At 49.3% G+C, this 23,130-nt stretch carries 21 protein-coding genes; 5 read left to right on the top strand and 16 right to left on the bottom strand.

Annotated features, from left to right (window positions below; genetic code table 11):
- The first annotated feature begins 91 nt into the window (after positions 1–91).
- The 3 genes from ACNQFG_RS12100 to ACNQFG_RS12110 all read left to right on the top strand — a co-directional run bounded on the left by ACNQFG_RS12100 (position 92) and on the right by ACNQFG_RS12110 (position 2,358).
- Positions 92–1,129, top strand: coding sequence for an SAP domain-containing protein (locus ACNQFG_RS12100; protein WP_423405093.1), 1,038 nt, complete (start codon positions 92–94; stop codon positions 1,127–1,129).
- Between the two features lie 117 nt (positions 1,130–1,246).
- Positions 1,247–2,050: an Arm DNA-binding domain-containing protein gene (locus ACNQFG_RS12105; protein ID WP_423405094.1), complete on the top strand. Its 804-nt coding sequence runs from the start codon at positions 1,247–1,249 to the stop codon at positions 2,048–2,050.
- Positions 2,005–2,358 (top strand): hypothetical protein, encoded by a 354-nt coding sequence (locus tag ACNQFG_RS12110; protein WP_423405095.1) that lies wholly within the window; start codon positions 2,005–2,007, stop codon positions 2,356–2,358. The genes ACNQFG_RS12105 and ACNQFG_RS12110 overlap by 46 nt, the downstream gene beginning before the upstream one ends.
- A 437-nt stretch (positions 2,359–2,795) precedes the next feature.
- Here ACNQFG_RS12110 and ACNQFG_RS12115 read toward each other — a convergent pair whose 3' ends face one another.
- From ACNQFG_RS12115 to ACNQFG_RS12145, 7 genes are read right to left on the bottom strand one after another with little or no spacing between them, the layout of a single operon-like run.
- Positions 2,796–3,665, bottom strand: a complete 870-nt coding sequence (locus ACNQFG_RS12115; protein WP_217296346.1) for a hypothetical protein — start codon at positions 3,663–3,665, stop codon at positions 2,796–2,798.
- A 55-nt stretch (positions 3,666–3,720) separates the two neighbouring features.
- On the bottom strand, positions 3,721–6,861 hold the full coding sequence (locus ACNQFG_RS12120; RefSeq protein WP_423405096.1) for a type I restriction endonuclease subunit R: 3,141 nt from the start codon (positions 6,859–6,861) through the stop codon (positions 3,721–3,723).
- A 12-nt stretch (positions 6,862–6,873) separates the two neighbouring features.
- Positions 6,874–7,431 (bottom strand): hypothetical protein, encoded by a 558-nt coding sequence (locus ACNQFG_RS12125; protein ID WP_423405097.1) that lies wholly within the window; start codon positions 7,429–7,431, stop codon positions 6,874–6,876.
- Positions 7,432–7,436: 5 nt separating this feature from the next.
- Positions 7,437–9,401: a restriction endonuclease subunit S gene (locus ACNQFG_RS12130; RefSeq protein WP_423405098.1), complete on the bottom strand. Its 1,965-nt coding sequence runs from the start codon at positions 9,399–9,401 to the stop codon at positions 7,437–7,439.
- On the bottom strand, positions 9,394–10,260 hold the full coding sequence (locus ACNQFG_RS12135; protein WP_418265831.1) for a hypothetical protein: 867 nt from the start codon (positions 10,258–10,260) through the stop codon (positions 9,394–9,396). The genes ACNQFG_RS12130 and ACNQFG_RS12135 overlap by 8 nt, the downstream gene beginning before the upstream one ends.
- Positions 10,261–10,262: 2 nt before the next feature.
- A complete protein-coding gene (locus ACNQFG_RS12140) occupies positions 10,263–11,300 on the bottom strand; it encodes a virulence RhuM family protein (protein WP_154251402.1) in 1,038 nt (345 codons plus the stop codon).
- 1 nt (position 11,301) lies between these two features.
- Positions 11,302–12,864: a type I restriction-modification system subunit M gene (locus tag ACNQFG_RS12145; protein WP_097777956.1), complete on the bottom strand. Its 1,563-nt coding sequence runs from the start codon at positions 12,862–12,864 to the stop codon at positions 11,302–11,304.
- Between the two features lie 285 nt (positions 12,865–13,149).
- On the opposite strand from ACNQFG_RS12145, the gene ACNQFG_RS12150 reads away from it, so the two are divergent.
- Positions 13,150–13,692, top strand: a complete 543-nt coding sequence (locus tag ACNQFG_RS12150; RefSeq protein WP_113621066.1) for a hypothetical protein — start codon at positions 13,150–13,152, stop codon at positions 13,690–13,692.
- A gap of 57 nt (positions 13,693–13,749) precedes the next feature.
- Here the strand turns inward: ACNQFG_RS12150 and ACNQFG_RS12155 are convergent, their stop codons facing one another.
- The 6 genes from ACNQFG_RS12155 to ACNQFG_RS12180 form a co-directional block, all read right to left on the bottom strand.
- Positions 13,750–14,997: a plasmid recombination protein gene (locus ACNQFG_RS12155; RefSeq protein WP_423405099.1), complete on the bottom strand. Its 1,248-nt coding sequence runs from the start codon at positions 14,995–14,997 to the stop codon at positions 13,750–13,752.
- Between the two features lie 274 nt (positions 14,998–15,271).
- Entirely contained in the window at positions 15,272–15,505 is a 234-nt protein-coding gene (locus ACNQFG_RS12160; protein WP_097778380.1) for a complexin-2, read from the bottom strand.
- A gap of 85 nt (positions 15,506–15,590) precedes the next feature.
- Positions 15,591–16,715, bottom strand: coding sequence for an AAA family ATPase (locus ACNQFG_RS12165; protein ID WP_423405100.1), 1,125 nt, complete (start codon positions 16,713–16,715; stop codon positions 15,591–15,593).
- Complete coding sequence (locus tag ACNQFG_RS12170) at positions 16,712–17,041, bottom strand: plasmid mobilization protein (protein WP_097770292.1); 330 nt, start codon at positions 17,039–17,041, stop codon at positions 16,712–16,714. The genes ACNQFG_RS12165 and ACNQFG_RS12170 overlap by 4 nt, the downstream gene beginning before the upstream one ends.
- Complete coding sequence (locus tag ACNQFG_RS12175; protein WP_423405101.1) at positions 17,038–18,114, bottom strand: tyrosine-type recombinase/integrase; 1,077 nt, start codon at positions 18,112–18,114, stop codon at positions 17,038–17,040. Before ACNQFG_RS12175 ends, ACNQFG_RS12170 begins: the two co-directional genes overlap by 4 nt.
- A 4-nt stretch (positions 18,115–18,118) precedes the next feature.
- On the bottom strand, positions 18,119–18,304 hold the full coding sequence (locus ACNQFG_RS12180; protein WP_015538532.1) for a hypothetical protein: 186 nt from the start codon (positions 18,302–18,304) through the stop codon (positions 18,119–18,121).
- A 333-nt stretch (positions 18,305–18,637) separates the two neighbouring features.
- Between ACNQFG_RS12180 and ACNQFG_RS12185 the strand changes: the two genes are divergently transcribed.
- Positions 18,638–19,141 carry a helix-turn-helix domain-containing protein gene (locus ACNQFG_RS12185; RefSeq protein WP_097774840.1) on the top strand — a complete coding sequence of 168 codons (504 nt, stop codon included), beginning with the start codon at positions 18,638–18,640 and terminating at the stop codon, positions 19,139–19,141.
- Between the two features lie 157 nt (positions 19,142–19,298).
- On the opposite strand, the gene guaA is transcribed toward ACNQFG_RS12185, so the two are convergent.
- The 3 genes from guaA to tuf all read right to left on the bottom strand — a co-directional run bounded on the left by guaA (position 19,299) and on the right by tuf (position 22,989).
- Entirely contained in the window at positions 19,299–20,849 is a 1,551-nt protein-coding gene (guaA, locus tag ACNQFG_RS12190; RefSeq protein ID WP_044953447.1) for a glutamine-hydrolyzing GMP synthase, read from the bottom strand.
- Positions 20,850–20,946: 97 nt separating this feature from the next.
- Complete coding sequence (locus tag ACNQFG_RS12195) at positions 20,947–21,576, bottom strand: GyrI-like domain-containing protein (protein ID WP_423405102.1); 630 nt, start codon at positions 21,574–21,576, stop codon at positions 20,947–20,949.
- A 207-nt stretch (positions 21,577–21,783) separates the two neighbouring features.
- Positions 21,784–22,989 (bottom strand): elongation factor Tu, encoded by a 1,206-nt coding sequence (gene tuf / locus ACNQFG_RS12200; RefSeq protein WP_005940209.1) that lies wholly within the window; start codon positions 22,987–22,989, stop codon positions 21,784–21,786.
- Positions 22,990–23,130 lie beyond the last annotated feature (141 nt).

The following is a 23,130-nucleotide window of genomic DNA, read 5'->3' on the forward strand; positions in this document are numbered from 1 at the left end:
TAAGACAGCTTACAAGCAGATTCCAGCCATCTACCGAAATCCGTGAATAAATAACAGAAAGGGTTGTGAGGTTATGGGGTTCCTAAGTAAATTGTTTCACCCAAAGAAAAATGAAGCCATAACATTTGAATCGCTTGGCCCCCGTCCCCGGCGCAATATTATTCCATTCAGCCAGTTCAAACCTAAAACGAAAGAAGAAATCGAAAAGCTCAACAACGATCATGCAGCAAATCTATCAAAAATCGACCTTTCAAATATCGATTTATCCCCTGCTTATACAGGAAATTTTTCATACTGGGATATTGAATTTCTCGCACAGATTGAACGAATAAAATTCAACAAACCATCCATTGGGCGCTACTGGACGACGGCACACCACATTGATTTTAACTCTTTGCTACACCACTTATGGGGTGCAGGATATATCGTTTCTGTTCCTTTGGAAGCGGATCTCTCTGCTTTCAAAGTCGATGAGTTAAAATCTATTTTATTGCAAAACAATTTGGATGTCTCTGGAAAAAAATCCGATTTAATTAAGCGGATTGTAGGATCTGTTCCTCTCTCCTTTTTGAAGATGAACAGGCTCATCCCCAATAAATTTCGCATTACAGATTCCGGCATCACAGCAATACAAAATTCACGCCGCGATAAGGTTTCAGAATTGTCTATGCTCGCTGAGAATCATCGCAAAAACAACGATTACGACTATTGGAGGGATGCTACCAAAGACATCATGGATATTCACCTTACGAACAACGCATGGCGCGAGGCTCTTTTTTCAGGCATTCAAATTTATAGGTTTGACTTATTCTATTTTCAAACCATGTGGGATTATCAGATGTACTTATGCAGTATTGGGCACGGGCTTCCCGTGAAGTCGCAAGCCATGATTGCTCCTGGAATCATCGTAAATATAAAAAAGTGTGTTCAAGAGCTTTCCCTAACCAAAAATGATTTATTTCAAATATTCGATTCTGCTTACCAAGACGATGCTTTTCCCGATTGTATCTGTTCAAAAGAAGAGGCCTATGACTTATTCATGCGTTATTTGAATGAGCCATTTGACTCACTTGATTATGTTGTGGAATCGTATAACCGCCGTTTTGACGCCAGATATCGTCGCAATTAAAATTTGCATCACGCATTCCGTAATAGCATAACGAATTTCGTTATTTTATAAAGCAAAAGACCCCGGCCATTATAAAAATGGTCGGGGATTTCTAAACACGTCAGGAGGTATATTCTAATGCCCTGCTATAAGGACGAAAAAACTGGCACATGGTACTGCCAATTTCGCTACGCTGATTTCACCGGAAAAAGAAAACAGAAGCGCAAGCGCGGCTTCAAAACCAAACGTGAAGCGCAGGAGTGGGAGCGCGAATTCCATCTGCAAAAGGCCAAGAGCTGTGATATGACTCTTGCCAGCTTCGTGGAGCTATATTTCGATGACCGGGAGCACCATGTCCGCGACACCACAATGGACACTAAGCGAAATATTTTTGACACCAAAATCGTTCCGCTTCTCGGAAACCGGAAAATGAACGAGATCACTGCTCTTGATATTCGAGATTGGCAGCAGCGAATCAAAGAAATGGGCGAAGCCACTGGCCTCCCCTATTCGGAAACATACCTCTACACCATCCACGCACAGTTGACCGCGCTCTTCAACTATGCCCAGACGTTCTACGGCCTGCGTTTCAATCCGTGCGATGCCGCTGGCTACATGGGTTCCTCCGTCGCCGGAGAAATGCTTATCATCACGAAAGACCAGTACGAGCTTTTGCGGAAAGAATTCCGCAACGAGGCCTATCTTCTGGCATTTGATATTCTGTTCTGGACGGGATGCCGCGAGGGCGAGATGCTGGCGCTGTTGCCCAAAGACCTGACCGATGATGACCAGTTGCGCATCTACAAGACCTACCACAGAAAAAGGGGCAGGACATCTTCGGCCCCACTAAGAACAGCAAGAAAGGCGGAAACCGCAATGTGCCTATTCCGCATTGGTTGGCCGAAGAGTTCCGCACCTACTGTTCCCGGCTCTACGGGCTGACCCCGGACGACCGCGTATTCTACATGACGTGCACAGCGCTCAACAAGGAGCTGACCCGCTGCACTCAGCTCACCTATCTGCCGGATATTCGCGTTCATGACCTGCGACACAGTCATGTTTCCCTCTGCATTGAGCTGGGCTACTCCGTCGTTCTGGTAGCAAGGCGAATCGGCGACACCGTTCCCGTCGTCATGCGAACCTATGCCCATTTGTACCCCAACAAGCAGCAGGAGCTTGTGTCAAAGCTGGAGGCCATCGGCTCCCCCTCTTCCAATGACGATGAATCCGATTTGATGTCACTCGGCTAGGCCGAAAACAGGTGATGTCACGGTCTGTTTTGTGATGTCATGATGTCAAAAAAGCCCCGGAAAGTTTCGATTTCTCGTAACTTTCCGGGGCTTTCAAATTATTCTTCGATAATAAACCGTGCTACCATTTCCCGGCACATCCAGCAGGTGCTTTTTGCCGCAGGTGATGTCAAAGTGATGTCATTCTTCCGAAATTCATCATTTTTCAATCGTAGACACGCTTTATTTTCTTATATTCCATTACTCGAGCTCGGTAAGCTCGGATTCTCACTAAACAAATTTGTTTAGTAAGGCTATTCTTGAATGTTCACTTTTTCATGAGATTGCTGTGCTAGATGTGGCTTGCTGATTTTTTAGTATCAGGATAGTATCACACAACCAATGAACCCTCTATCAATATTATAATCGATTGCTCACACATTTTCAAGCTTTTAACTTTATTGACAAATCTCTTCCAACTGACTTATCAACGCCTCAAATTCCGAATCAGACATTGAAACATACATTCGTGGTATGCACTGTTTTTGAAACAGTATAATTTTCCTAACGGATAATCCGCACGCTTTTATCACCTTCAAGTGTCTTTTTCGTTTCACTTTTTTATCCCGCGGCTCTTTAAAACACATCCGTATAAATAACATTTCATACTTTGAATATAGTTCAAAAACATATTCCAGTGGTGTGACAAAAAGCAAATAGACCATCGGAATGAAAAAACTCACCAATGTATCTACCATATTGAGTTCTCGATATTCCCGAATTCCCACTTTTACTGTTTGAAATACCAAACATAGCCCAATAAAGGCTATCACGCTTTGAAGTAGTTTATGTACGGCCACTGTCTCACTTTTTTGTGCTGCAACTACATCAAGCAAAGTAATAGCTGTCATTATCGGAATTATTATCAGTTCAACCCAAAGACTAAATGTAAAAGTGCTCAATAGAAATTCCGTGACTACAGTAAATCTGATATTGTCTTTAAGGACTTTAGATATATACTTTTCGTCAGCTTCGCCAGCGACTGCATTCATACAAATAGTCAATCCAGAAAAAAGCGTCCAAAGAATAATATCTTTTAAATATATATTTTTCCATATTGGAGACCTTGAAAACATCAGCGTGATTATTCCGATGTACAAGAAATATATTTCCCATAATTTCCTTAGCTTCCTGTTGAAGAAGCATTTCAGAACTCCTATAAACCCCTGCCTTATCTTTTTATTGGTAACTATAGCCATTCCTACAGCTATCAAAATCGCACCAACCCAAAAAGCCGTTGCCAATTCTCTGGTTGAAAAAATATCCATTTTTCTCTACTCACCATTATCGATGTTACCGTTATAGTACTATCCTCTATACCATTTAGTCATGTTTTCCCTCCTCAAATGAACTTTCACCAATCCCAAAGAACTTGTCAAAGAATCCTTTCAGCTTGTCGATCACACCCTGTTTTTTCTGCGCCCGGCCACCGCCGCCGAAACGGGAAACAGGCGGCATCAGCTTATCAATGTCAGTGCCCACAGTTTTGATCTCGCCATCACGGAACGCATTGGCCAGATACTTGCGCGTCTCCGGCTCCTTTAGCTTTTCCTCTTGGATGATCTTTGTAAGCTCTTTCTCTCGCTGTTCGGACACAAAGGTATTCCACTCTGCCATCACGTCATCCACATCGCTGACCCCTGCAATAAACGTTTCAATCAGCTGCTTTTTGCTACGCAGTTCCGGGCTGGCATCAATCGCCTTGCGAATCGTGATGAGCACTTCTTTATCATCGCAATGGGTGTCATGGTACTTTTTGACCAGCATCAGAATGTAGTCAATGTTAATTTCGACCTGCCGAATCAGTTCCACCTCGAACACCACATCATCCGTGATGTCCTCTTTGGTTTCATCGTGCTTCTTGTTACGCCATTCATCCCGCAAATCTTGATAGCGGCCCAAATAGTCCTGTAAATCCCGTTCAGAGATCAGTTCGTTGCCCTTGAAATCATCAAAGGAGGACAGCAGGTTCCGCATCCGCAGCAGTGCACCAAACAGCACGATAAAGTCCTTCTGGTTCTGCTCCCCGTTGATTTGCGGCTCTGTCAGCGGGAACTTCTGCGTCAGGTCATCGATCATGTCCGTATAGCCCTGATGGTATTTTCTCTGCTCGTCCATATAACCGTGGTAGTAGTCCGCATATTTGCGCAACAGAACGATGCCGCCCGCATTTTTATCTCCAAACAGCGAAATTGCCGCATCCACCCGCTTTTGCAGATTGCGGAAGCAGACGATATTGCCAAAGGTCTTGATGCTGTTCAAGATACGGTTCGTCCGGCTGAACGCCTGAATCAGACCGTGCATCTTCAGGTTTTTGTCCACCCAAAGGGTATTCAGGGTCGTGGCATCAAAGCCCGTCAGGAACATATTGACCACGATCAGCAGGTCAAGCTCTTTATTTTTCATGCGGAGCGATACATCTTTGTAGTAATTCTGGAACCGTTCGCCATCGGTCGAGTAGTTCGTGTGGAACATCTCGTTGTAATCCTGAATGGCTGCGTCCAGGAAATCCCGGCTGCTCTGGTCAAGGTTGGAGGTATCTTCCGGGTTTTCCTCGTCCAGAATGCCATCCGTTTCCGCTTCGTTGGCTCCATAGCTGTAAATGGTAGCAATGCGCAGCCGCTTGGTTGGGTCTGCCGCCATCTGTTTTTTGAACTCCTGATAATACAGCTTTGCCATCGGCACAGAAGCCACGCAGAAAATCGAATTAAAACCGCTGACGCGCTGTTTTTGCTTAATTTCCTCCACCGCACCACGCTGGGCAGAGGCCACCTCTGCCACATTCGTCAGCAGATTAAACTCATACGATTTGTCTCCCCGATAGGTTTTCTGGTCGAAGTGGTCGAGGATGTACTTTGTCACCAGAGAAATACGCTTGGGAGCCATGAATGCCTTTTCCCGGTCGATATCCCAAACCTGTTTATCGTCCATGTCTGGCTCTGCATCCATCGTCTTGATGTAATCCACACGGAATGGCAGCACATTCTTGTCGTTGATGGCATCCACGATAGTGTAGGTGTGCAGTTGGTCGCCGAACGTCTGCGCCGTGGTGAAATAGCGTGGATCAGTGGAGCTTCCTGCGTTGACTGCAAAAATCGGCGTTCCTGTAAAGCCGAACAGGTGGTACTTTTTGAAATTGTGAACAATGGCCTTGTGCATATCACCGAACTGGCTGCGGTGGCACTCGTCAAAGATGATTACAACGTGCTTCTGGTAGACTTCATGCCCCGGATTTTTCTTGATGAAGGTCGCCAGCTTCTGGATGGTGGTAATGATGATATGTGCTTCCGGGTTTTCCAACTGGCGTTTCAGAATCGTGGTGCTGGTGTTGGAGTTTGCCGCGCCCTTCTCGAAGCGGTCATACTCTTTCATAGTCTGGTAGTCCAAATCCTTGCGGTCTACCACAAACAACACCTTGTCGATGTAGGGCAACTGCGATGCCAGCCGTGCCGTTTTGAAGGAGGTCAACGTCTTGCCGGATCCAGTGGTGTGCCAGATGTAGCCACCGCCCTCGATAGTGCCATACTTTTTGTAATTGTTAGCGATCTCGATGCGGTTCAATATCCTCTCGGTTGCCGTGATCTGATATGGGCGCATCACCATCAGCATCTTTTCTGAGGTAAAGATACAGTACCGGGTCAGCACGCTCAGGATCGTGTGCTTTGCAAAGAATGTCCGGGTAAAGTCGATCAGATCCGTTAGCACGCGGTTGTTTGCATCGGCCCAGTAGGAGGTAAATTCAAAGCTGTTGCTGGTCTTTTCCTTTTTCGTCTTGCCGTGTTTGGCGTCCTTGATGGCATTGTAGCGGGTGCTGTTGGAGTAGTACTTGGTATTTGTGCCGTTGGAGATCACGAAAATCTGCGCATACTCGTACAAACCGCAGCCCGCCCAGAACGAATCCCGCTGATAGCGGTTGATCTGGTTGAACGCCTCCCGGATGGCCACCCCGCGCCGCTTCAGTTCCACATGAACCAGCGGAAAGCCGTTGACCAAAATCGTCACATCGTAGCGGTTATCATGCCGTGCGCCGTCTGCTTGTTTTACCTCATACTGATTGATGACCTGCAGGCGGTTGTTGTGGATGTTCTTTTTGTCGATCAGTGTGATATTTTTGGAACTTCCATCATCCCGGTGCAATACCTGCACATTATCTTCCTGAATCTTCCGGGTCTTTTCGGGAATATGCTCGTTGGGGTTGGCAATTACATCACTGAAAAACTGCTGCCACTCCGTATCGGAAAACCGGTAGTGGTTCAGCTCTTCCAGTTGGCTGCGGAGGTTAGCAATCAGTTCATCCTCGGTATGCAGCGGCAGATAGGTGTAGCCCTGCTCGCACAACAGCCGGATAAACTCTTTTTCCAGTTCCGCCTCTCTTTGGTAGCTGTCAGAGCGCACCTTGGAGGGTTCATAGGCAGCAACAACGGTATCCTCATTGGTAGCCGCAACGATATTGAAAAAGGACATTTCAAATTCCTCCTACTTCAGATTGCTTCCCAAATCATTTCTCATAGACTGATATATTTCTTCCGCATATTTTTCTATGACTTCTTTCGCCGGTTTATTTGTTTTCTTATATCGCCGAATTTCATCATTAAAGGCATCCAATTCTTCCCGACTAACATCTACCCATTCCGATTCGTTTCCATTTTCATCATATGTCGTATGGTGGCGACTTTCATCGAACGCAGGATCATTTCCCAAGGAATATTTATGATAATCCGTCCACTTTTGCCGAATGAGCCAAAAGAATTCGTCAAATGCCTTTCTTGTGTTTTCTGAGGCCATCAAAGTCATTTTCGCTTTGTAAGTCCCAATCTTCTGAAAATATTCCTGTTCAAAGACAATTTGTCTGTTCTTTAAGCATCGCTCCACTTGTTCATAAAAGCTCATGTACAATTCAAGTCTTTTCTCATGGAGGAGCTTTCTCATTTCATTTTCTCTAGCGTTCCTGGATGTCAGAAAAGCAGTCACAGCAGCAACTGCTACTGGAGATATCAATGATATAACAACTGAGGCCACTTGTTCTAATCCCACAACCATCATCCTCTTTCTTCGAATGTCAAAAGCTTATCCCGATAGTACTCATACTGCTTTTGCCTTGCCTCAATCTCCGCGGGCAGGCCGCTGGTCAAATCATTGCAGATAGCATCAAAACGGTCAAGAATAGAAACAATTCGTTTTTGTTCTTCAAGGGCCGGAAGATCAATTTGCAGACTCAAAATTCTAGTCGAGTTCAAATCTCCGCGTGCGCCTTCCTTTTTCGCAAGAAGTTCTTCCTGCTTTGCACAGATGCAATAGTACACATATCTGTACAACGCCATCTCCGGGTCAACTTCAAGATTCAAACAATGCTGGTTTGTTGTCAGCGGAATTTTATTGATTGCACATCTTCCAGCAGTCGCGCCCGAAATTGCAACTATTACGCAGTTCTCTGGAATCCACTTTGCCGCAGAATTTTTTACTGCACTCTCCGTAATGAAGCACTCCGTCTTGCAAATATCCCGGAATACCACTTCCTGCGTCCTCAGCCAAGGAATATTCCCGTCCTCGTAATATTCTGATACGCCTTTTTTCGGTGTTCCGCCAGAGCAGCTGTTCTTTACTACATCTTGCAGAGAAACAACCGCATAGCCAAACACATACTGCAAGAGCTTAATCAGTGCTCTGCTCTGCTCTGCTCTGCTCTGCTCTGCTCTGCTCTGCTCTGCTCTGCTCTGCTCTGCTCTGCTCTGCTCTGCTCTGCTCTGCTCTGCTCTGCTCTGCTCTGCTCTGCTCTGCTCTGCTCTGCTCAAGATTGTGTTACCAGTTTCTGCAAATGTCAAGAGCTTATCTCGGTAATACTCGTACTGCTTTTGACGGGCTTCAATTTCAGCAGGCAAGCCGATATTGAGGTCAGAGCAAATTTTCTCAAAGTTGTCCAGCACATTCACAATGCGATTTTGGACATCAAGAGGTGGAACGGGAATTTTATAGGCCAAAACTTTCTGAAAATCAAGAGAATCAACTGTCCCGCCCTGTTTCTTGGTCGTTCTGCGAATGTTCTCTCCATAGGCTTGCAACGCATGGGAAACATACCGAGAAGATATCCCTTCTTTTGTCACCAGAATTTTAATGTCCTGATTTACCGTCGTTTCAAACGGAATATAAGTAACCGGGAATGTGTGCCTCAAAATTCCTGACCGTGTAACGATTGCCACACTCCCAGCAGGATATACCGTCATAGATGCTTCATCAACCGCTGCATTCGTGATGTGGTCAATCGTATCTGACAAAATCGGCTGCTTAACATCTTTTGAAGATACCCACGGAATCGTACCACCTTCCCAGTATTTCATTTCAGCCATCGAGGGAGTTTTGCCGCCAGACCACTTTCCAAGATCAGCAATTTCAACCATCATCGCTTTCACTTTAGTCATATCTAACAACTTTTCTCGGTAAAAGCTATACTGTGTCTTTCTAGCTGTAAGCTCCGCTGTAAGCTCCGCTGTAAGCTCCGTGAAATTGTCTAAGATACTGACAATTTCACGCTGAATTTCAAGCGGCGGAAGTGGAACCTCAAACTTCATTACCGCGTCTTTGCTTCCTCTTGGCATTTTGGCACCTTTTGAGTTCTGGATATCATATAAAAAGAACTTCTCAGATGACAGCACATAATACAAAAACTGCGGAAGTACTTTTTCTGTATCTTCAATTTGAACGGTCAACACATCTCCATTTGTGCCGCCTTCACAGTCTGCAAGCCAAACTTTACGGAGATATGGCCGGATATTACCAATCAAAATATCATTTTTTTGATACGCAATCACCATTCCCGTTGTTGGGACTGAAGTTGCTTTCGTTTTTCCGGCTTTATTCTGAAGAAGATTTTCTACACCAACATAGTTATCTTCATTTATAGTTTTGCAATCTATTCTGGTCTTTGCGTAATGCGCTATTTCTTCCAAGCGAAATACTTGTACACCATCCGGGCAAAGTTCCTGAATCAGTTCTTCCAGCTTACTCATTCGCACTCTCTACTTTCTTTGCAATGTAAGTACTATACAACGCCATCACCGCATAATAATACATATCTTCCTGTGTTTCGATCAAATCTTCATCGAAAATAATATCTTCTTCTGATTCAGCAAATACCCGGCAACAGTCAATAACGATTCGCATCGTCCAGAATGTCATTATTTCTTCCGGGCATCCAGCCAAATTGCATTGCGACCAAACCATATCAATTGGTGGCTGCAGTAGCCATTTGGACTTTCCCAAATCTGCGGAGTGAAGGTAATCATACATATATCCGTATAGCGTTCCGTTATAGCTCGTGTCTTTTAATAATCGGAGTGAATCGCCTTGATAAAAGTGTGTTCGCCTTATGTCCTCAAATCTGTATGGATTTACTATTTCAGTTTTTTCGTCCGAATAACGTTCCATGCCCCAATGAAAGTATTTAGCTCCACCATACAAAACATCTCGACCAAAATAGTATGTTTTAATATCGTCTTTTAATAGTTTCAACGCAGCACTTATCTGTTCTTTGGAAACTTCTATTGGCTGAAAATTGGCTTGCTTGAGGATTTCCTTTTGGACTTCCTCACTACATCTTAAAAACTTGGTCGTTATCGCTCTATGATGCTTTCTTTTGAGTTTCAGACTCTTTGCAATCGCCGACAACGGCAAATACTCTATTTCATCCTCATTATCAATCAGAAAAACTCTTGCCGCTTCAGCAGCAGCCTTTTTCTGCGCCTCCACTTCCATTTGCTCACGTTCTTTTTCATGTGAGCGCTGTAGCCAATAGATTGCAACTGTCAATACAACTGTTGCAATCAATGAGAGCACATCCACTACGAAACTCCAAATCTCAAGGCTCATCTTTACTCTAGGTTTTCCTCCAAATACCTGTCAAAATCGCTCTGGTACAGCCGATCTTGCACCACACGGTACTTTTCAAACTCCGTTTCGGCGTGCATCTTTGCAAGCTGTGCCGAGATTTTGCCTGCATCCTTCAGCACTTCCAGATCATCTGCCTGCAAATAGATGTCCAGCCGCTTGGCCCAGTCCTCCATGGTCATGGGAATATGACGGCGGGCACGGTTCTCGGCAAGGTCGAGGTATGCCGAAACGATCAGCTCCATGGACTTCATTTCATCTTCGGTCAGGTAGTTTTTCGCTACCGAAACATCGCTCTTTTTGATTTTGCCGTTGGGAGCGTCCTTCCATGTGTGAAGCCCCATGTGCGGCTTTTCGGCATCGGCACGTTCATAGATCAGTTCTGCCGCCGTATGGCGATGCACGGCATAGTGCATCTTATTCTGCACCTTCGCAAAGAACTCTTTTGTGGTCAGCGCATTGCGGTCATAATCCAGCGAAGTAGCGTAAATGTCAGTAAGTTTCTGGTAGAAGTTGCGCTCCGAAATGCGGATCTCCCGGATGCGCTCCAACTGCTCTTCAAAGTATTTCTTGGTCAGGACTGTGCCACCGTTTTTCAGGCGTTCTTCGTCCATTGCCCAGCCCTTGATAGTATACTGCTCCACGATCTGATTTGCCCAGACACGGAACCGCACCGCCCGCTGGTTGTTCACCTTGAAGCCGACCGCAATAATCATTTGCAGATTATAGTGGTTCACGCTGCGAGCAACCTGTCGGCCACCCTCATTTTGAACTATTCGGAATTTCCGAATAGTTGCCGCTTCGTCCTGCTCATGGTCAGCATAAATCTTTTTGATATGCTCATTGATGGTCGGAAGCCCCACATCGTAAAGGGTCGCCATCATCTTTTGCGTCAGCCAGATGTTTTCATCCTCGTAGCGCATCTCAATGCTGTCCTTGTCCTCACCCGTAGAGGCAACAAAGGTCAGGTATTCAGCCGCAGAAGAACGTACCAATGCAGAATCTTTCTTCTTGCTTTCCATCTCAGCCCTCGATTTCTGCCACGATCTGGTCAATGGCGGCTCGCAGTTCATTCTCCCGTGCTACGATTTGTGCAATTTCAGCGTTCAGCTTTACAATGTCGATCTTCTCACGGGTGTCCTTAGCCTCCACATAAGTGGAAACCGACAGGTTATAGTCATTTTCCTGCACCTCGGAATACTCCGCCAGATGGGAGAAGTGTGCTTCTTCTGCCCGCTGTGCAAAGGTGTCCACTATTTTGTTAATGTTCTCCGGGGTGAGTTTGTTGTTGTTCGTCACCTTGACGCACTCGGAAGAAGCATCAATGAACAGCACCTTATTGTCCGTTTTACCCTTTTTCAGCACCATGATGCAGGTGGCAATACTGGTACCAAAGAACAGGTTGCTCGGCAGCTGAATGATGCAGTCAATGAAGTTGTTGTCCACCAGATATTTGCGGATCTTCTGCTCTGCGCCGCCACGGTACATGATGCCGGGGAAACAGACGATTGCTGCCGTACCGTTGGAAGCCAGCCATGCCAACGAATGCATGATAAACGCCAAGTCCGCTTTGCTCTTCGGAGCCAGCACACCTGCCGGAGCAAAGCGAGGGTCATTGATGAGCAGCGGATTCTCGTCACCGGCCCACTTGATGGAGTACGGCGGATTCGATACGATCAGCTCAAAAGGTTCATCATCCCAGTGCTGCGGATTGGTCAGCGTGTCCTCACAGGCAATGTCGAATTTGTCAAATTCAATGTCGTGCAGGAACATATTGATGCGGCACAGGTTGTACGTTGTGATGTTGATTTCTTGTCCAAAGAAACCATTGCGCACGGCATCCCGTCCCAGCACCTTTTCTGCCTTCAGCAGCAGCGAACCGGAACCACAGGCCGGGTCATATACCTTGTTGATTTCCTTCTTGCCTACGGTACCCAGCCGGGTCAGCAGCTCCGAAACATCAGCAGGCGTAAAGAACTCGCCACCGGACTTGCCTGCATTGCTGGCGTACATGGTCATCAGGTATTCGTAGGCATCGCCAAAGGCATCAATGTCATGCTCTTTCACATCGCCAAGGTTCATATCTGCCACGCCGTTCAGCAGTTTCACGAGCTTCTCATTGCGCTTGGCAACGGTCGCACCCAGCTTATTGCTGTTGACATCGTAATCATCAAACAGCCCTGCAAACTGTCCCTCAGAGGAGCTGCCCTTTGCGGATTCCTCAATGTGCCGGAACACCGTTTCCAACGTTTCGTTGAGGTTTTCATCGCTGGCCGCTTTTGCCCGCACATTGCAGAACAGCTCACTGGGCAGGATGAAGAACCCTTTTTCCTGTACCAGTCCTTCCCGTGCCTGCTCTGCCTCTGCATCAGACATATCTTCATAGCGGAAATCCGGGTTGCCTGCATCAATTTCGCCCTGATTGATATAGCTGGCGATGTTCTCCGAAATATAACGGTAGAACATCGTACCGAGAACGTAGCTCTTAAAATCCCATCCGTCCACTGCGCCGCGCAGATCATCCGCAATCGCCCAGATTGCACGGTGCAGCTCTTCGCGTTCCTGCTCTTTTTTGGTGTCTACCATTTTTATTTCCTCCATCAAATGCGGATTTCCGCATTGTTTTCTTTCATTTTAACATAGTAAATGTACCACTATTGGTACACCATGGTGTTTTTCCCAAAAAGGATATACTTTCCCTTTATACTATCCTAGTAAAGCGTACCACAGCTTTTCCGTGATTGCAAGCCGATAAAAATTTCTATTGCTTTTTTCAGCGAGATAGTGTACACTTTTTTCAATCTCGTCCACTATCTGCATCTCAGACGGTGTTTCGTATTAGTAAGCATCTACGATTTTGGAGGGAAACAAATGAAAGTGAAAAAGACCAAGCTGCCTGAAAACCTGTATCACTACACCAGCCTTATCAAATATCGGATGATTTCGGCCACTGGGAAATTAGTGCTGACGCCTTCCAACCTAAAGTACGATGGTGCAACTTTCCATCAGGAGCCGCTGTACTTCAATGGGCATGAAATTGGCATCAAAGCCGTTGACAAATATGAAAACTATCATCCTGTCGTCTGGCTGACTGCCAATGACCATGCCGGTGCAAAAAACACCGGTCTGTCCAACGACAAAATCATGTGCCGCATTACCATCAAGACCAATGGTAAAATCTGGCGATATCTGCCTTGGCGCACTTTCTGCGACAAGTATAACGCTGACCGCAGCGTTGCCTCAACCCTCAAACAAACCGCTAATGACTACCTGAACTGGTATGTCTGTGAATCTGAGATTCCAGTTGCGGACTTTGCAAAGGTCGAGTTTCTGGCTGAAGATGGCACCTACAAAGACGAGAAAGACATTCCCGGATTTGCTCTGACGGATATTGCCCCGGAACTTTTTGAGTAAAATATCACTTATATGTACAGACCCCCGCCAACATCCGCTGGCGGGGGTCTGCTATGCTTACAGCTCTACGCTGTTCTGTCTGTTCTTCTTCTGGCTTCTATCCGCGGTCTGCTCCTGCTCCCTCATAAGCCCAATGACCTGCTGCATCTTTTCGGCACCGAAATAGTTCCATACTCGCCTGAAATCACGTTTCATCGCATAGAGCTGAGAGTTTTCAGCCTCCGCCTCTTTCAGCCGCTGGCTTAGATGATGGGTAGCTTTCTTCTCGTCCTGATAGAAGTGCAGATACTTATCCCTCTCATCCTTGACCTCCCAGTACTTCCGATGGAGGGCAAAGAGTACCTTCACCAACTTCTGGATCAGCGGCATGGCCTTCTTCTCCCGATAGCTCTTGGCGGTCTCAAATGTGGCTGCTTCTGGCACCCATTCTTCTGGCCGCTGGGAGTATTGCGCTGACAGGTTTTCCAAACCTTCCATAATGGGAGCCAGCTTGTTCAGCTTCTGGCTCTGCTTCTGGTAGGTCAGCTCTGCTTTCTGTACCCGCTGTTCAGCGGCTTCTACGGCTGTCTGCGCTGTTTCCAGCTGTTCCTGCATCTCGGTCAGGTCGGTCTGGCACTCCTGCTTGGCCGCTTCCAGCGCAGCCACCTCTTTGGTGCGCTCCTGCTTCTTGAAGTCCAGCACTGACAGATGTTCTTCGTGGGCGCCTTTCTGTTCCCACTCAATGCCATGCCGTTCCATGACTCTGGCAAGCTGCTCTTTCTCGGCGTTGATCCACTGGTTCAGCTCGGATTCCCGTTTAGAGCCGCCTGCAAAGCCCAAGGCCTTCAGAGCCTGCTTCAGGGAAACCTTGGTGTCCAATCCTTTGCCCTTCCAGCCGGACACATACGGCACGAAATCGATGTGCAGATGGGGCGTGGCTTCGTCCATGTGGAGGAACGCTCCGAACACCCGCAGTGTCTGGTTACGTTCTTGGAAGCCCTGCATATACTCGTCCAGCAGTTCCTTTGCCAGTGCGCCATTCTCGGTCAGGACACCCATATCATCTTTGTTGCCGATCTGGACGATCAGCTCATGGAAAAGCTTTTCCTGCTTGCCTGTCCGCAGGTGCTCATAGTAGTCGGTGATACAGCGGTCCTTGCGCTTCTGCTTGGCATTGTAACGCTTCACTGCCTCGTCAAACAGTTCGTGGTACACCTTCTGAATCGGCTCATCCCGGTACACGACATTCAGGCTGCTGCGCTTCGGGTCAACGTTTTCAGCGGTGAAACTTCTCCGGTTATGGTTGAGGGAGCCGGGACCCCGCATTGCGGAAATGGTTCTTTTCAATCGCACGTCCTTTCTCTGTGGAAGTAACTGGTGCCGGACACGGCAAAGGCTTTGTTACTTTCGTCGAAAGTAACGCAAAAGCACTTTTGACAGACGTTCCGTCCATCAAAAGATGCCTTTGCGCCCTGCCGGGGGCTTCCGTCTGCGGACGGGGTTTCGCTGTACCTCGCCGCTGCCCGGTCCAACACCACCTTCCTGCGTGATTGCATTCACAGGAGCGTGACACGCTCCTGTACTTTGCCAATAGAGGGACTCACCAGCGGAAGCTTTCTGGCACGCCTCGTCTGTCCAGATACTCCTGCCGAGCCTGCTCCCGCTGTTCCTCGGTGGGTGCTGTCTTGTACTGGGCATACAGCTCATGCCGCAGCATCGCATCCAATTTTTGCTCCAGACCCTGCTCAATGACCTCTTCGTACTCATTTTCGCCGCTCAAATGATAATGCAGCAAGGCGACGAAAAGTTCCTGCGAAATCTGCACATTTTTCATCATTATCACCATCCCGTGTCGGTTGTGTCGATTGTGACGGTATTTTACATAGTAGCAAAAATACCGTCACAACCGTCACGAATCGTCACGCCCCAGAATTTTCCAGCGTTAATTTGACCACTCTGCCCTCATGGGTGCGCTTGCTTTCGTACCGAATTCCATAATCGTTGTAGAGCCTGTCGGCACTCACGTTCAGCTTCCGGGTCAGGATGTTTGCCTGTATGCTCACACCCGGCAGACGTTCCAGCAGCTCCGTGGGCGTACCGCTCCACTCTGGCTGTTCCGGGGTGAGCATCTTTGCCACCGCTTCCAGAAGCGGGTCGGGCGGCAGCTTCCAAAGTTCCGTTTCGGCTCCTTGGAACTCCCACACGCAGCGTTCCCGGTTGAACTCCAATGTCAGCTCCTGATCCGGCTGGTCACGCCCCACGATGTCCAGTAGTGCGGTGTTGTCCGTGCGCCGCTTCTTCTGCATGATGAACGCGCCATCCGCTGCACCCAACAGACCGTTGGTGCCGGAGATCATATCAAAGCTGTCCTCGGCTTCCATCTTCCGGGTGTGATGAACCACCAGCAGGCAGATGCCGTACCTGTCGCTGAAAGTTTTCAGTTTGGTCACGATCTCGTAGTCGCTGGCGTAGCTGTATCGGTCACCGCCGATCTCCCGCACCTTCTGCAGGGTGTCGATGATGATGAGCCGTACATCCGGGTGCTCCCGGATGAATCCTTCCAACTGCTGGTCAAGTCCCTCGCTCACGGACTTAGCTTGCGTTGCGAAGTAGAGATTGTTGGTCTCCTCTACCCCGAACATCCGGGAGAGCCGCCGCTGCAGCCGGGCGTAATCATCCTCCAACGCCAGATAGAGGACGGTGCCTTGATGCACCTCGTACTCCCACAACGGAAGCCCCATCGCCACATGGTAGGCGAGCTGCCCCATGAAGAAGGACTTGCCCACCTTGGGCGCACCTACAAAGAGGTAGGTGCCACTGTACAGCAGGTCGTTCACGATGGGTTTCCGGGGTGGATACACCGTGTCGTACAGCTCGGTCATTGATACCGTGTTCAGCCCGAAATTGTTTGACTTTTTCGCGGCTTGCAGATTGATTTGCTTGTCCGAATTTGTTATAATATTGGTGTTGATTTTTGAAGACGACTGTACCGCATCTGCGCCAACAGATGCACCCGGTACGGTCGTTTTTCTATTGTCCGTCATTCGCATTCCTCCTTAAGTCCGTTCAACGTCAGAGCTACCATTTGCAGGGTCTCCAGCAAGTCCGGCGGGACTTCTTCATCCACGGCCAGCCGCTGCAATTCCTGATAGATCAGCTCCATCTGGCCTCGTAGGGCTTTGTAGACCCTTGGGTTGCCTACCACGGTGATCTCCCGGTCAGTCAGGCGGCGGATGATATACTCCTGTTTGGTCAACCCGGAGAGCTTTACTTTGGCTTCCAGAACCTCGTCCTCTTCCGGGGACATTCGGAAGGCCACCACCTTGTTCCGCCAGCGGCCTTGCTGGTCGAGTACTCGTTCCATCTTCATCCCTCCCTTCGCTCCATGTCCAGCTTCTGCGCCATCTCCTGCTGCTTTGAGGGGAAGAGGTGGGCGTACTTATAGGTGATGTCCACACTCTCATGCCCCACCCGGTCTGCGATTGCCAGAGCCGAGAAGCCCATCTCGATCAACAGTGATACATGGGAGTGCCGCAGGTCGTGGATTCGTATCCGCTTCACCCCGGCCTCCTTGGCTCCCCTGTCCATCTCGTGGTGCAGGTAGCTCTTGGTCACCTCAAAGATCCGCTGGTCTGGCTGGACTTTGTAGAGGGATTTCAGATAGTCTCTGATCTCGTCCGTCAGAAACTGCGGCATCTGGATGACCCGGACGCTCTTGGGTGTTTTCGGGTCGGTGATCACATCCCGGCCTTTCAGCCTTTGATAGGATTTGGTGATGGAGAGCAGCCCCTTGTCCAAGTCGAAGTCTGCCGGAGTCAGAGCCAGCAGCTCGCCCTCCCGGATGCCACACCAGTAGAGGACCTCAAAAGCGTAATAGGATTGCGGCTTGTCCATCATCGCTTCCGCGAACTTGAGGTACTCCTCCTTTGTCCAGAAGAGCATTTCCTTGTGCTTTTCCGACCCCATGCACCCGGCTGTGGCCGCTGCGTTTGATTTCAGCCCGTAGAACCGGACGGCGTGGTTCAGAATGGCACTGAGCTGTCCATGGAGCGTCTTGAGGTAGGTCGGCGAGTAGGCCTTGCCGTTTTTGTCCCGGTAGTTCAGCATCTCGTTCTGCCATGCGATCACATCCCGCGGCTTGATCTCGCTGAGCCGCTTTTCTTTGAAATACGGTAAGATTTTCGTTCGGATGATGTGCTCTTTGGTAGACCAGGTGTTTTCCCGGAGTCGCTTTTTCTTGTCCGTGATATAAATTTCCACGAAGGCTTCAAAGGTCATGGTCAGGTCTGCCGCCTGCTGAAGAAGGAACTCCCGCTCCCACGCCAGAGCGTCCTTCTTGGTGGCAAACCCCCGTTTCAGCTTCTTCTGCTTCACACCTTGCCAGTTCTCGAAGTAGAAGGAAGCGTACCATGTGCCCTGCCTGTTGTCCTTGTAGGCTGGCATCCTATCACTCCTCCCCTGCCCCGTAGATTTTCTCCTGATAGTACCTCCTGCTTACCCGGCCTCCCACGGTCGTGTAGCCCTTGGCCCTCAGTTCCTCGTTCCACTGGGCAATCATCTTGTACGCCAGACCCTGCGAGATGTCCAGTTCCTTTGCCAGCTCGTCTGCCTTGATAAAAATGCTGTTTGCCATTTTTTGTCCTTTCCTTGTCGGTTTCGTTTCGGTGCCGCTTCATCCTCGCTGACTTCCGGCAGGCATATCCCCTTTGCGGTGCTGTGCCGTCCCCTTACGGAGCGCTCGCTTCCTTTCGGAAGGTCTTGGCGGTTTGGGTCAGTTTGGCGGTCATTCAATTTTACTAAGCATTTTTGCTTATCTTTTTGTGTTCTCATTATACTAAACACATTCCGTTAAGTCAAGAGGTTTTCGGGTAAAATCTTAAACTTTTTTGTTTATTTTCTATTGCACCTCCTGTTTTTCTGTGCTATACTGGGTTCAACAAATATGTTTAAGTCAGGAGGCAATCGCATGGCAGTCGGTGACCGCATCAAACGTGCCCGCAACCTCCGAGGTATGACCCAGAAAGAACTGGGCATTGCCATCGGGTTTGAGGAGAAAAGCGCAGACATCCGCATCGCACAATACGAAAGCAACACCCGCACTCCTAAAGAAGAGTTGCTCCGCAAGATTGCGGAGGTGCTGGACGTGAACTACCGTTCCCTCTATGAGCCGACCCTGTACGCCGCAGAGGATGTGATGTACACTCTGTTCGAGCTGGACGAGCACTACCCCGGCACCCGGCTCTATGAGGTCACAGACACCACCGACCCGGATCTCCCGGAAAAGCACATGGCAGTCAGCTTCCGCTATCGCCTGCTGGATGATTTCCTGAAGGAGTGGCAGCTCCGTAAGAAGCAGCTCCGGGAGGGCGAGATCACCAAGGAAGAGTATCTGGAATGGAAGCTCAACTGGCCTCAGACCGCCGACGGCTGCGGCCGGTACGAGCCGAAGAAAAAGTGGCGTAAAGAATAAAAGACACAAAAATGCCCTCTGAAAAACTTACCGTTTCTCAGAGGGCATTCTCATGTCTCTCTTTATGAATAATCGCCTGATAGTATCAAAGCAGTATCAGAGAGCCTTTTGGCTCTCAAAATATTGCATTGCATCAATACTTTTCAGGGTTTGCAGATTACTCGAGCTCAATGGTTGCCGGCGGCTTACCGGTGCAATCATAGAACACGCGGTTCACATGCTTGACCTCATTGACGATGCGGCTGGTAACAGTGCCCAGAACATCCCAAGGCATATTATAGCTCTCCGCGGTCATAAAGTCGGTGGTGGTCACAGCACGCAGCGCCACAGCGTAATCATAGGTGCGCTCGTCGCCCATGACGCCCACACTGTGCATGTTGGTCAAGGCTGCATAGTACTGGCTGATCTCCTTATCCAGACCTGCCTTTGCGATCTCCTCACGCCAGATCGCGTCGGCATCCTGCACGATAGCCACCTTCTCCGGGGTCACTTCGCCGATGATGCGGATGCCAAGACCCGGGCCGGGGAACGGCTGACGGCTGACCAAATATTCGGGCAGGCCCAGCTCACGGCCGGCCTGACGCACCTCGTCTTTGAACAGGTTGCGCAGCGGCTCCACCAACTCCTTGAAGTCCACGGTGTCGGGCAGACCGCCGACGTTGTGGTGGCTCTTGATAACAGTGGACTCACCGCCCAGACCGCTCTCAACGACATCCGGGTAAATGGTACCCTGTGCCAGGAAATCCACCTTGCCGATCTTCTTGGCCTGCTCTTCAAACACACGGATGAACTCTTCGCCGATGATCTTGCGCTTGCGCTCCGGCTCGGTAACACCAGCCAGCTTTGCAAAGTAGCGTTCGCGGGCATCCACACAGATAAAGTTGATATCAAAGCCATTGGCATTGCCCGGGCCGAATACAGAGCAGACCTCTTCCTTCTCGTTCTTACGCAGCAGACCGTGATCCACGAACACGCAGGTCAGCTGCTTGCCGATGGCCTTAGCCAGCATAGCTGCCAGAACGGAGGAATCCACGCCGCCGGACAAGGCGCACAGCACCTTGCCATCGCCGATGCGCTCACGCAGGGCCTTGACGTTGTTTTCCACAAAGGAGTCCATCTTCCAGTCGCCGGTGCAGCCGCAGACGTTGTACACGAAGTTGCGCAGCATCTTCTTGCCTTCCGCAGTATGCAGCACTTCCGGATGGAACTGGACCGCGTACAGGCCCTTCTCGGCGTTCTCTGCCGCAGCTACCGGGCAGTTGACCGTGTGAGCAGTGATCTTAAAGCCGGGCGCTGCCTGCTCAATATAGTCGTTGTGGCTCATCCAGCAAATAGTGGAGGGCTGCACATCGGTGAACATCTTGCTGTTCGTGTCCACGAACACCTCAGTCTTGCCGTACTCGCGCTCCGGTGCGCGGCAGACATGGCCGCCCAGCAGATGCATCATCAGCTGGCTGCCGTAACAGATGCCCAGCACAGGCACACCCCAGTTGAAGATCTCAGGGTCGATCGTGGGGGAATCCTCCAGATAAACGCTGTTGGGGCCACCGGTAAAGATGATACCCTTGGGGTTCTTTGCCTTGATAACCGACAGATCGGTTTTATAGGAATAGATTTCACAGTAGACATTGTTCTCGCGGACGCGGCGCGCGATCAGCTGATTGTACTGGCCGCCAAAGTCCAGCACGATGACAGTTTCATGCTGCATGATATTCTCCTCCCTGTTGCAGGTGTGCTTTTATAGATAAGAACAGTATAGCACATTTCACAACCAAAATCGACATCTTTTGTGGATTTGACCGGATTTATTTTTTTCGAATTGGGTGCCGCAGGACTGTCTTGCACTTTTCCGGATCCGTGCGGCGAGGGTCGGAGAGATAGATCTCGTGGTGGCGTCGGGCTGCAAAGTCAACTGCGTATCCCTGTGCCTCCGCAAAAGCGTCCATCTGGCGCAGTGTTTCCGGCTCACTGTCGTATGGACCAAGGTGCAGACACTGAACACAAAGCCCCTCGTCATAATGGAAGAATTCCGCCTTCGAGAAATCCTTCCGTTTTTTGGCGGTCGCTTCCTGCACAGCCCAGTCAAACTCAGCTTTCGTCACGAACTCCGGCAGGCGGATCATCGACGTCCACTCGAATGTTTCCTTGTGGGCGTAGTCCACCCCATCAACACCTGCCTGATGCCACAGGCCCTCCAGCGGCGGAACGACATATTCGAAGTAACCGTCGATCTTGTGACTCCCCTTATAGCTCATCTTGATGGTGAATGCAATGCCGTACAGCAGCTCCATCGCTGCCTGGTATTCGCCATCCGGCTCATTGGGGTCGCCTTTTCCCTGCACCGCCACAAAATTCATGGGCGGGATGGTCACAAGCGTTGGTTGCTTCGGCGGCAGATAAAATTCCTTGTATTCTTTCTTATAATCAAAGGCCATCGTTTACACCCTCCGGAGATTTATTCTGTTTCAAGTGTATCACAACAACCAAAATTTGTAAAGCTGCTTTTTATCAAAACGAAAAAGCCCTTCTGCGACAGGCGCAGAAGGGCTGGTATAAACAAAAAGAGCGTTCCCACTCTCCGGAATGGGAAGGTCTCTCGTAAGTTTAACCTTTAGCCTTAGGAAAGGCGCGAAGGGTCAAAATCACTCAATGATCTTGCCAACAACGCCAGAACCAACGGTACGGCCACCCTCACGGATAGCGAAACGCAGGCCCTCTTCCATAGCAACAGGGGTCAGCAGCTCAACGTGCATCATGACGTTATCGCCGGGCATGCACATCTCAGTGCCTTCGGGCAGAGTGATGATACCGGTCACGTCGGTGGTGCGGAAGTAGAACTGAGGACGATAGTTGGAGAAGAACGGGGTGTGACGGCCGCCTTCGTCCTTGGTCAGAACGTACACCTGAGACTCGAAGGTCTTGTGGGGGTGCACGGAACCGGGCTTAGCCAGAACCTGACCACGCTCGATCTGGGTACGATCAACACCACGCAGCAGAGCGCCGATGTTATCGCCAGCCTCAGCGAAGTCCAGAGACTTACGGAACATCTCCAGACCGGTGATGGTGGTGCTCAGACGATCGGGCTTGATGCCGACGATCTCCATAGCATCGCCAACCTTAGCAATACCACGCTCAACACGACCGGTTGCAACAGTACCACGGCCAGAAATGGTCATGACATCCTCGATGGGCATCAGGAAGGGCTTGTCTTCCTCACGATCGGGGTTGGGGATATAGGTGTCAACAGCGTCCATCAGCTCCTTGATGCAAGCATACTCGGGAGCATTGGGATCAGTGGAGGTAGACTCCAGAGCCTTCAGAGCGGAACCACGAATGATCGGGGTGTCGTCGCCGGGGAAGTCGTACTCGGTCAGCAGCTCACGGATCTCCATCTCGACCAGATCCAGCAGCTCTTCGTCGTCGACCATATCGCACTTGTTCATGAACACAACGATATAGGGCACGCCGACCTGACGAGCCAGCAGGATGTGCTCACGGGTCTGGGGCATGGGACCATCGGTAGCAGCAACGACCAGAATAGCGCCGTCCATCTGAGCAGCACCAGTGATCATGTTCTTAACGTAGTCAGCATGGCCCGGGCAGTCAACGTGAGCATAGTGACGAGCGTCGGTCTGATACTCAACGTGAGCGGAGTTGATCGTGATACCACGAGCACGCTCCTCAGGAGCCTTATCGATGTTGGCATAATCCATGAAGTCTGCGTCGCCCTTCAGTGCCAGGTACTTGGTGATAGCGGCGGTCAGAGTGGTCTTGCCGTGGTCAACGTGACCGATGGTGCCGATGTTCACATGCGGCTTAGAACGGTCGAACTTTGCCTTTTCAGCCATTGGAATATCCTCCCTTAATTTAGGTTTTGATATTTGGTTACAACAACCCTGCAAGATGCAGACATTGCATTGCAAGGCTATTCTACTAAATTTGCCCTGTAAAATCAAGTGCTTTTACAGGAAATTTTGCCGAGGCTACAC

Source organism: Faecalibacterium prausnitzii, from assembly GCF_049532945.1.
In the GTDB taxonomy this organism is placed as follows: Bacteria; Bacillota; Clostridia; order Oscillospirales; family Ruminococcaceae; genus Faecalibacterium; species Faecalibacterium prausnitzii_N.

Bases quoted from the DNA above. Each gene is read 5' to 3' on its own strand.
- ACNQFG_RS12105 (WP_423405094.1), top strand. From the start codon at position 1,247: ATGCCCTGCTATAAGGACGAAAAAACTGGCACATGGTACTGCCAATTT.
- ACNQFG_RS12115 (WP_217296346.1), bottom strand. From the start codon at position 3,665: ATGGATATTTTTTCAACCAGAGAATTGGCAACGGCTTTTTGGGTTGGT.
- ACNQFG_RS12120 (WP_423405096.1), bottom strand. From the start codon at position 6,861: ATGTCCTTTTTCAATATCGTTGCGGCTACCAATGAGGATACCGTTGTT.
- ACNQFG_RS12130 (WP_423405098.1), bottom strand. From the start codon at position 9,401: ATGAGTAAGCTGGAAGAACTGATTCAGGAACTTTGCCCGGATGGTGTA.
- ACNQFG_RS12135 (WP_418265831.1), bottom strand. From the start codon at position 10,260: ATGAGCCTTGAGATTTGGAGTTTCGTAGTGGATGTGCTCTCATTGATT.
- ACNQFG_RS12140 (WP_154251402.1), bottom strand. From the start codon at position 11,300: ATGGAAAGCAAGAAGAAAGATTCTGCATTGGTACGTTCTTCTGCGGCT.
- ACNQFG_RS12145 (WP_097777956.1), bottom strand. From the start codon at position 12,864: ATGGTAGACACCAAAAAAGAGCAGGAACGCGAAGAGCTGCACCGTGCA.
- ACNQFG_RS12150 (WP_113621066.1), top strand. From the start codon at position 13,150: ATGAAAGTGAAAAAGACCAAGCTGCCTGAAAACCTGTATCACTACACC.
- ACNQFG_RS12155 (WP_423405099.1), bottom strand. From the start codon at position 14,997: ATGCGGGGTCCCGGCTCCCTCAACCATAACCGGAGAAGTTTCACCGCT.
- ACNQFG_RS12160 (WP_097778380.1), bottom strand. From the start codon at position 15,505: ATGAAAAATGTGCAGATTTCGCAGGAACTTTTCGTCGCCTTGCTGCAT.
- ACNQFG_RS12165 (WP_423405100.1), bottom strand. From the start codon at position 16,715: ATGACGGACAATAGAAAAACGACCGTACCGGGTGCATCTGTTGGCGCA.
- ACNQFG_RS12170 (WP_097770292.1), bottom strand. From the start codon at position 17,041: ATGAAGATGGAACGAGTACTCGACCAGCAAGGCCGCTGGCGGAACAAG.
- ACNQFG_RS12175 (WP_423405101.1), bottom strand. From the start codon at position 18,114: ATGCCAGCCTACAAGGACAACAGGCAGGGCACATGGTACGCTTCCTTC.
- ACNQFG_RS12180 (WP_015538532.1), bottom strand. From the start codon at position 18,304: ATGGCAAACAGCATTTTTATCAAGGCAGACGAGCTGGCAAAGGAACTG.
- ACNQFG_RS12185 (WP_097774840.1), top strand. From the start codon at position 18,638: ATGGCAGTCGGTGACCGCATCAAACGTGCCCGCAACCTCCGAGGTATG.
- guaA (WP_044953447.1), bottom strand. From the start codon at position 20,849: ATGCAGCATGAAACTGTCATCGTGCTGGACTTTGGCGGCCAGTACAAT.
- ACNQFG_RS12195 (WP_423405102.1), bottom strand. From the start codon at position 21,576: ATGGCCTTTGATTATAAGAAAGAATACAAGGAATTTTATCTGCCGCCG.
- tuf (WP_005940209.1), bottom strand. From the start codon at position 22,989: ATGGCTGAAAAGGCAAAGTTCGACCGTTCTAAGCCGCATGTGAACATC.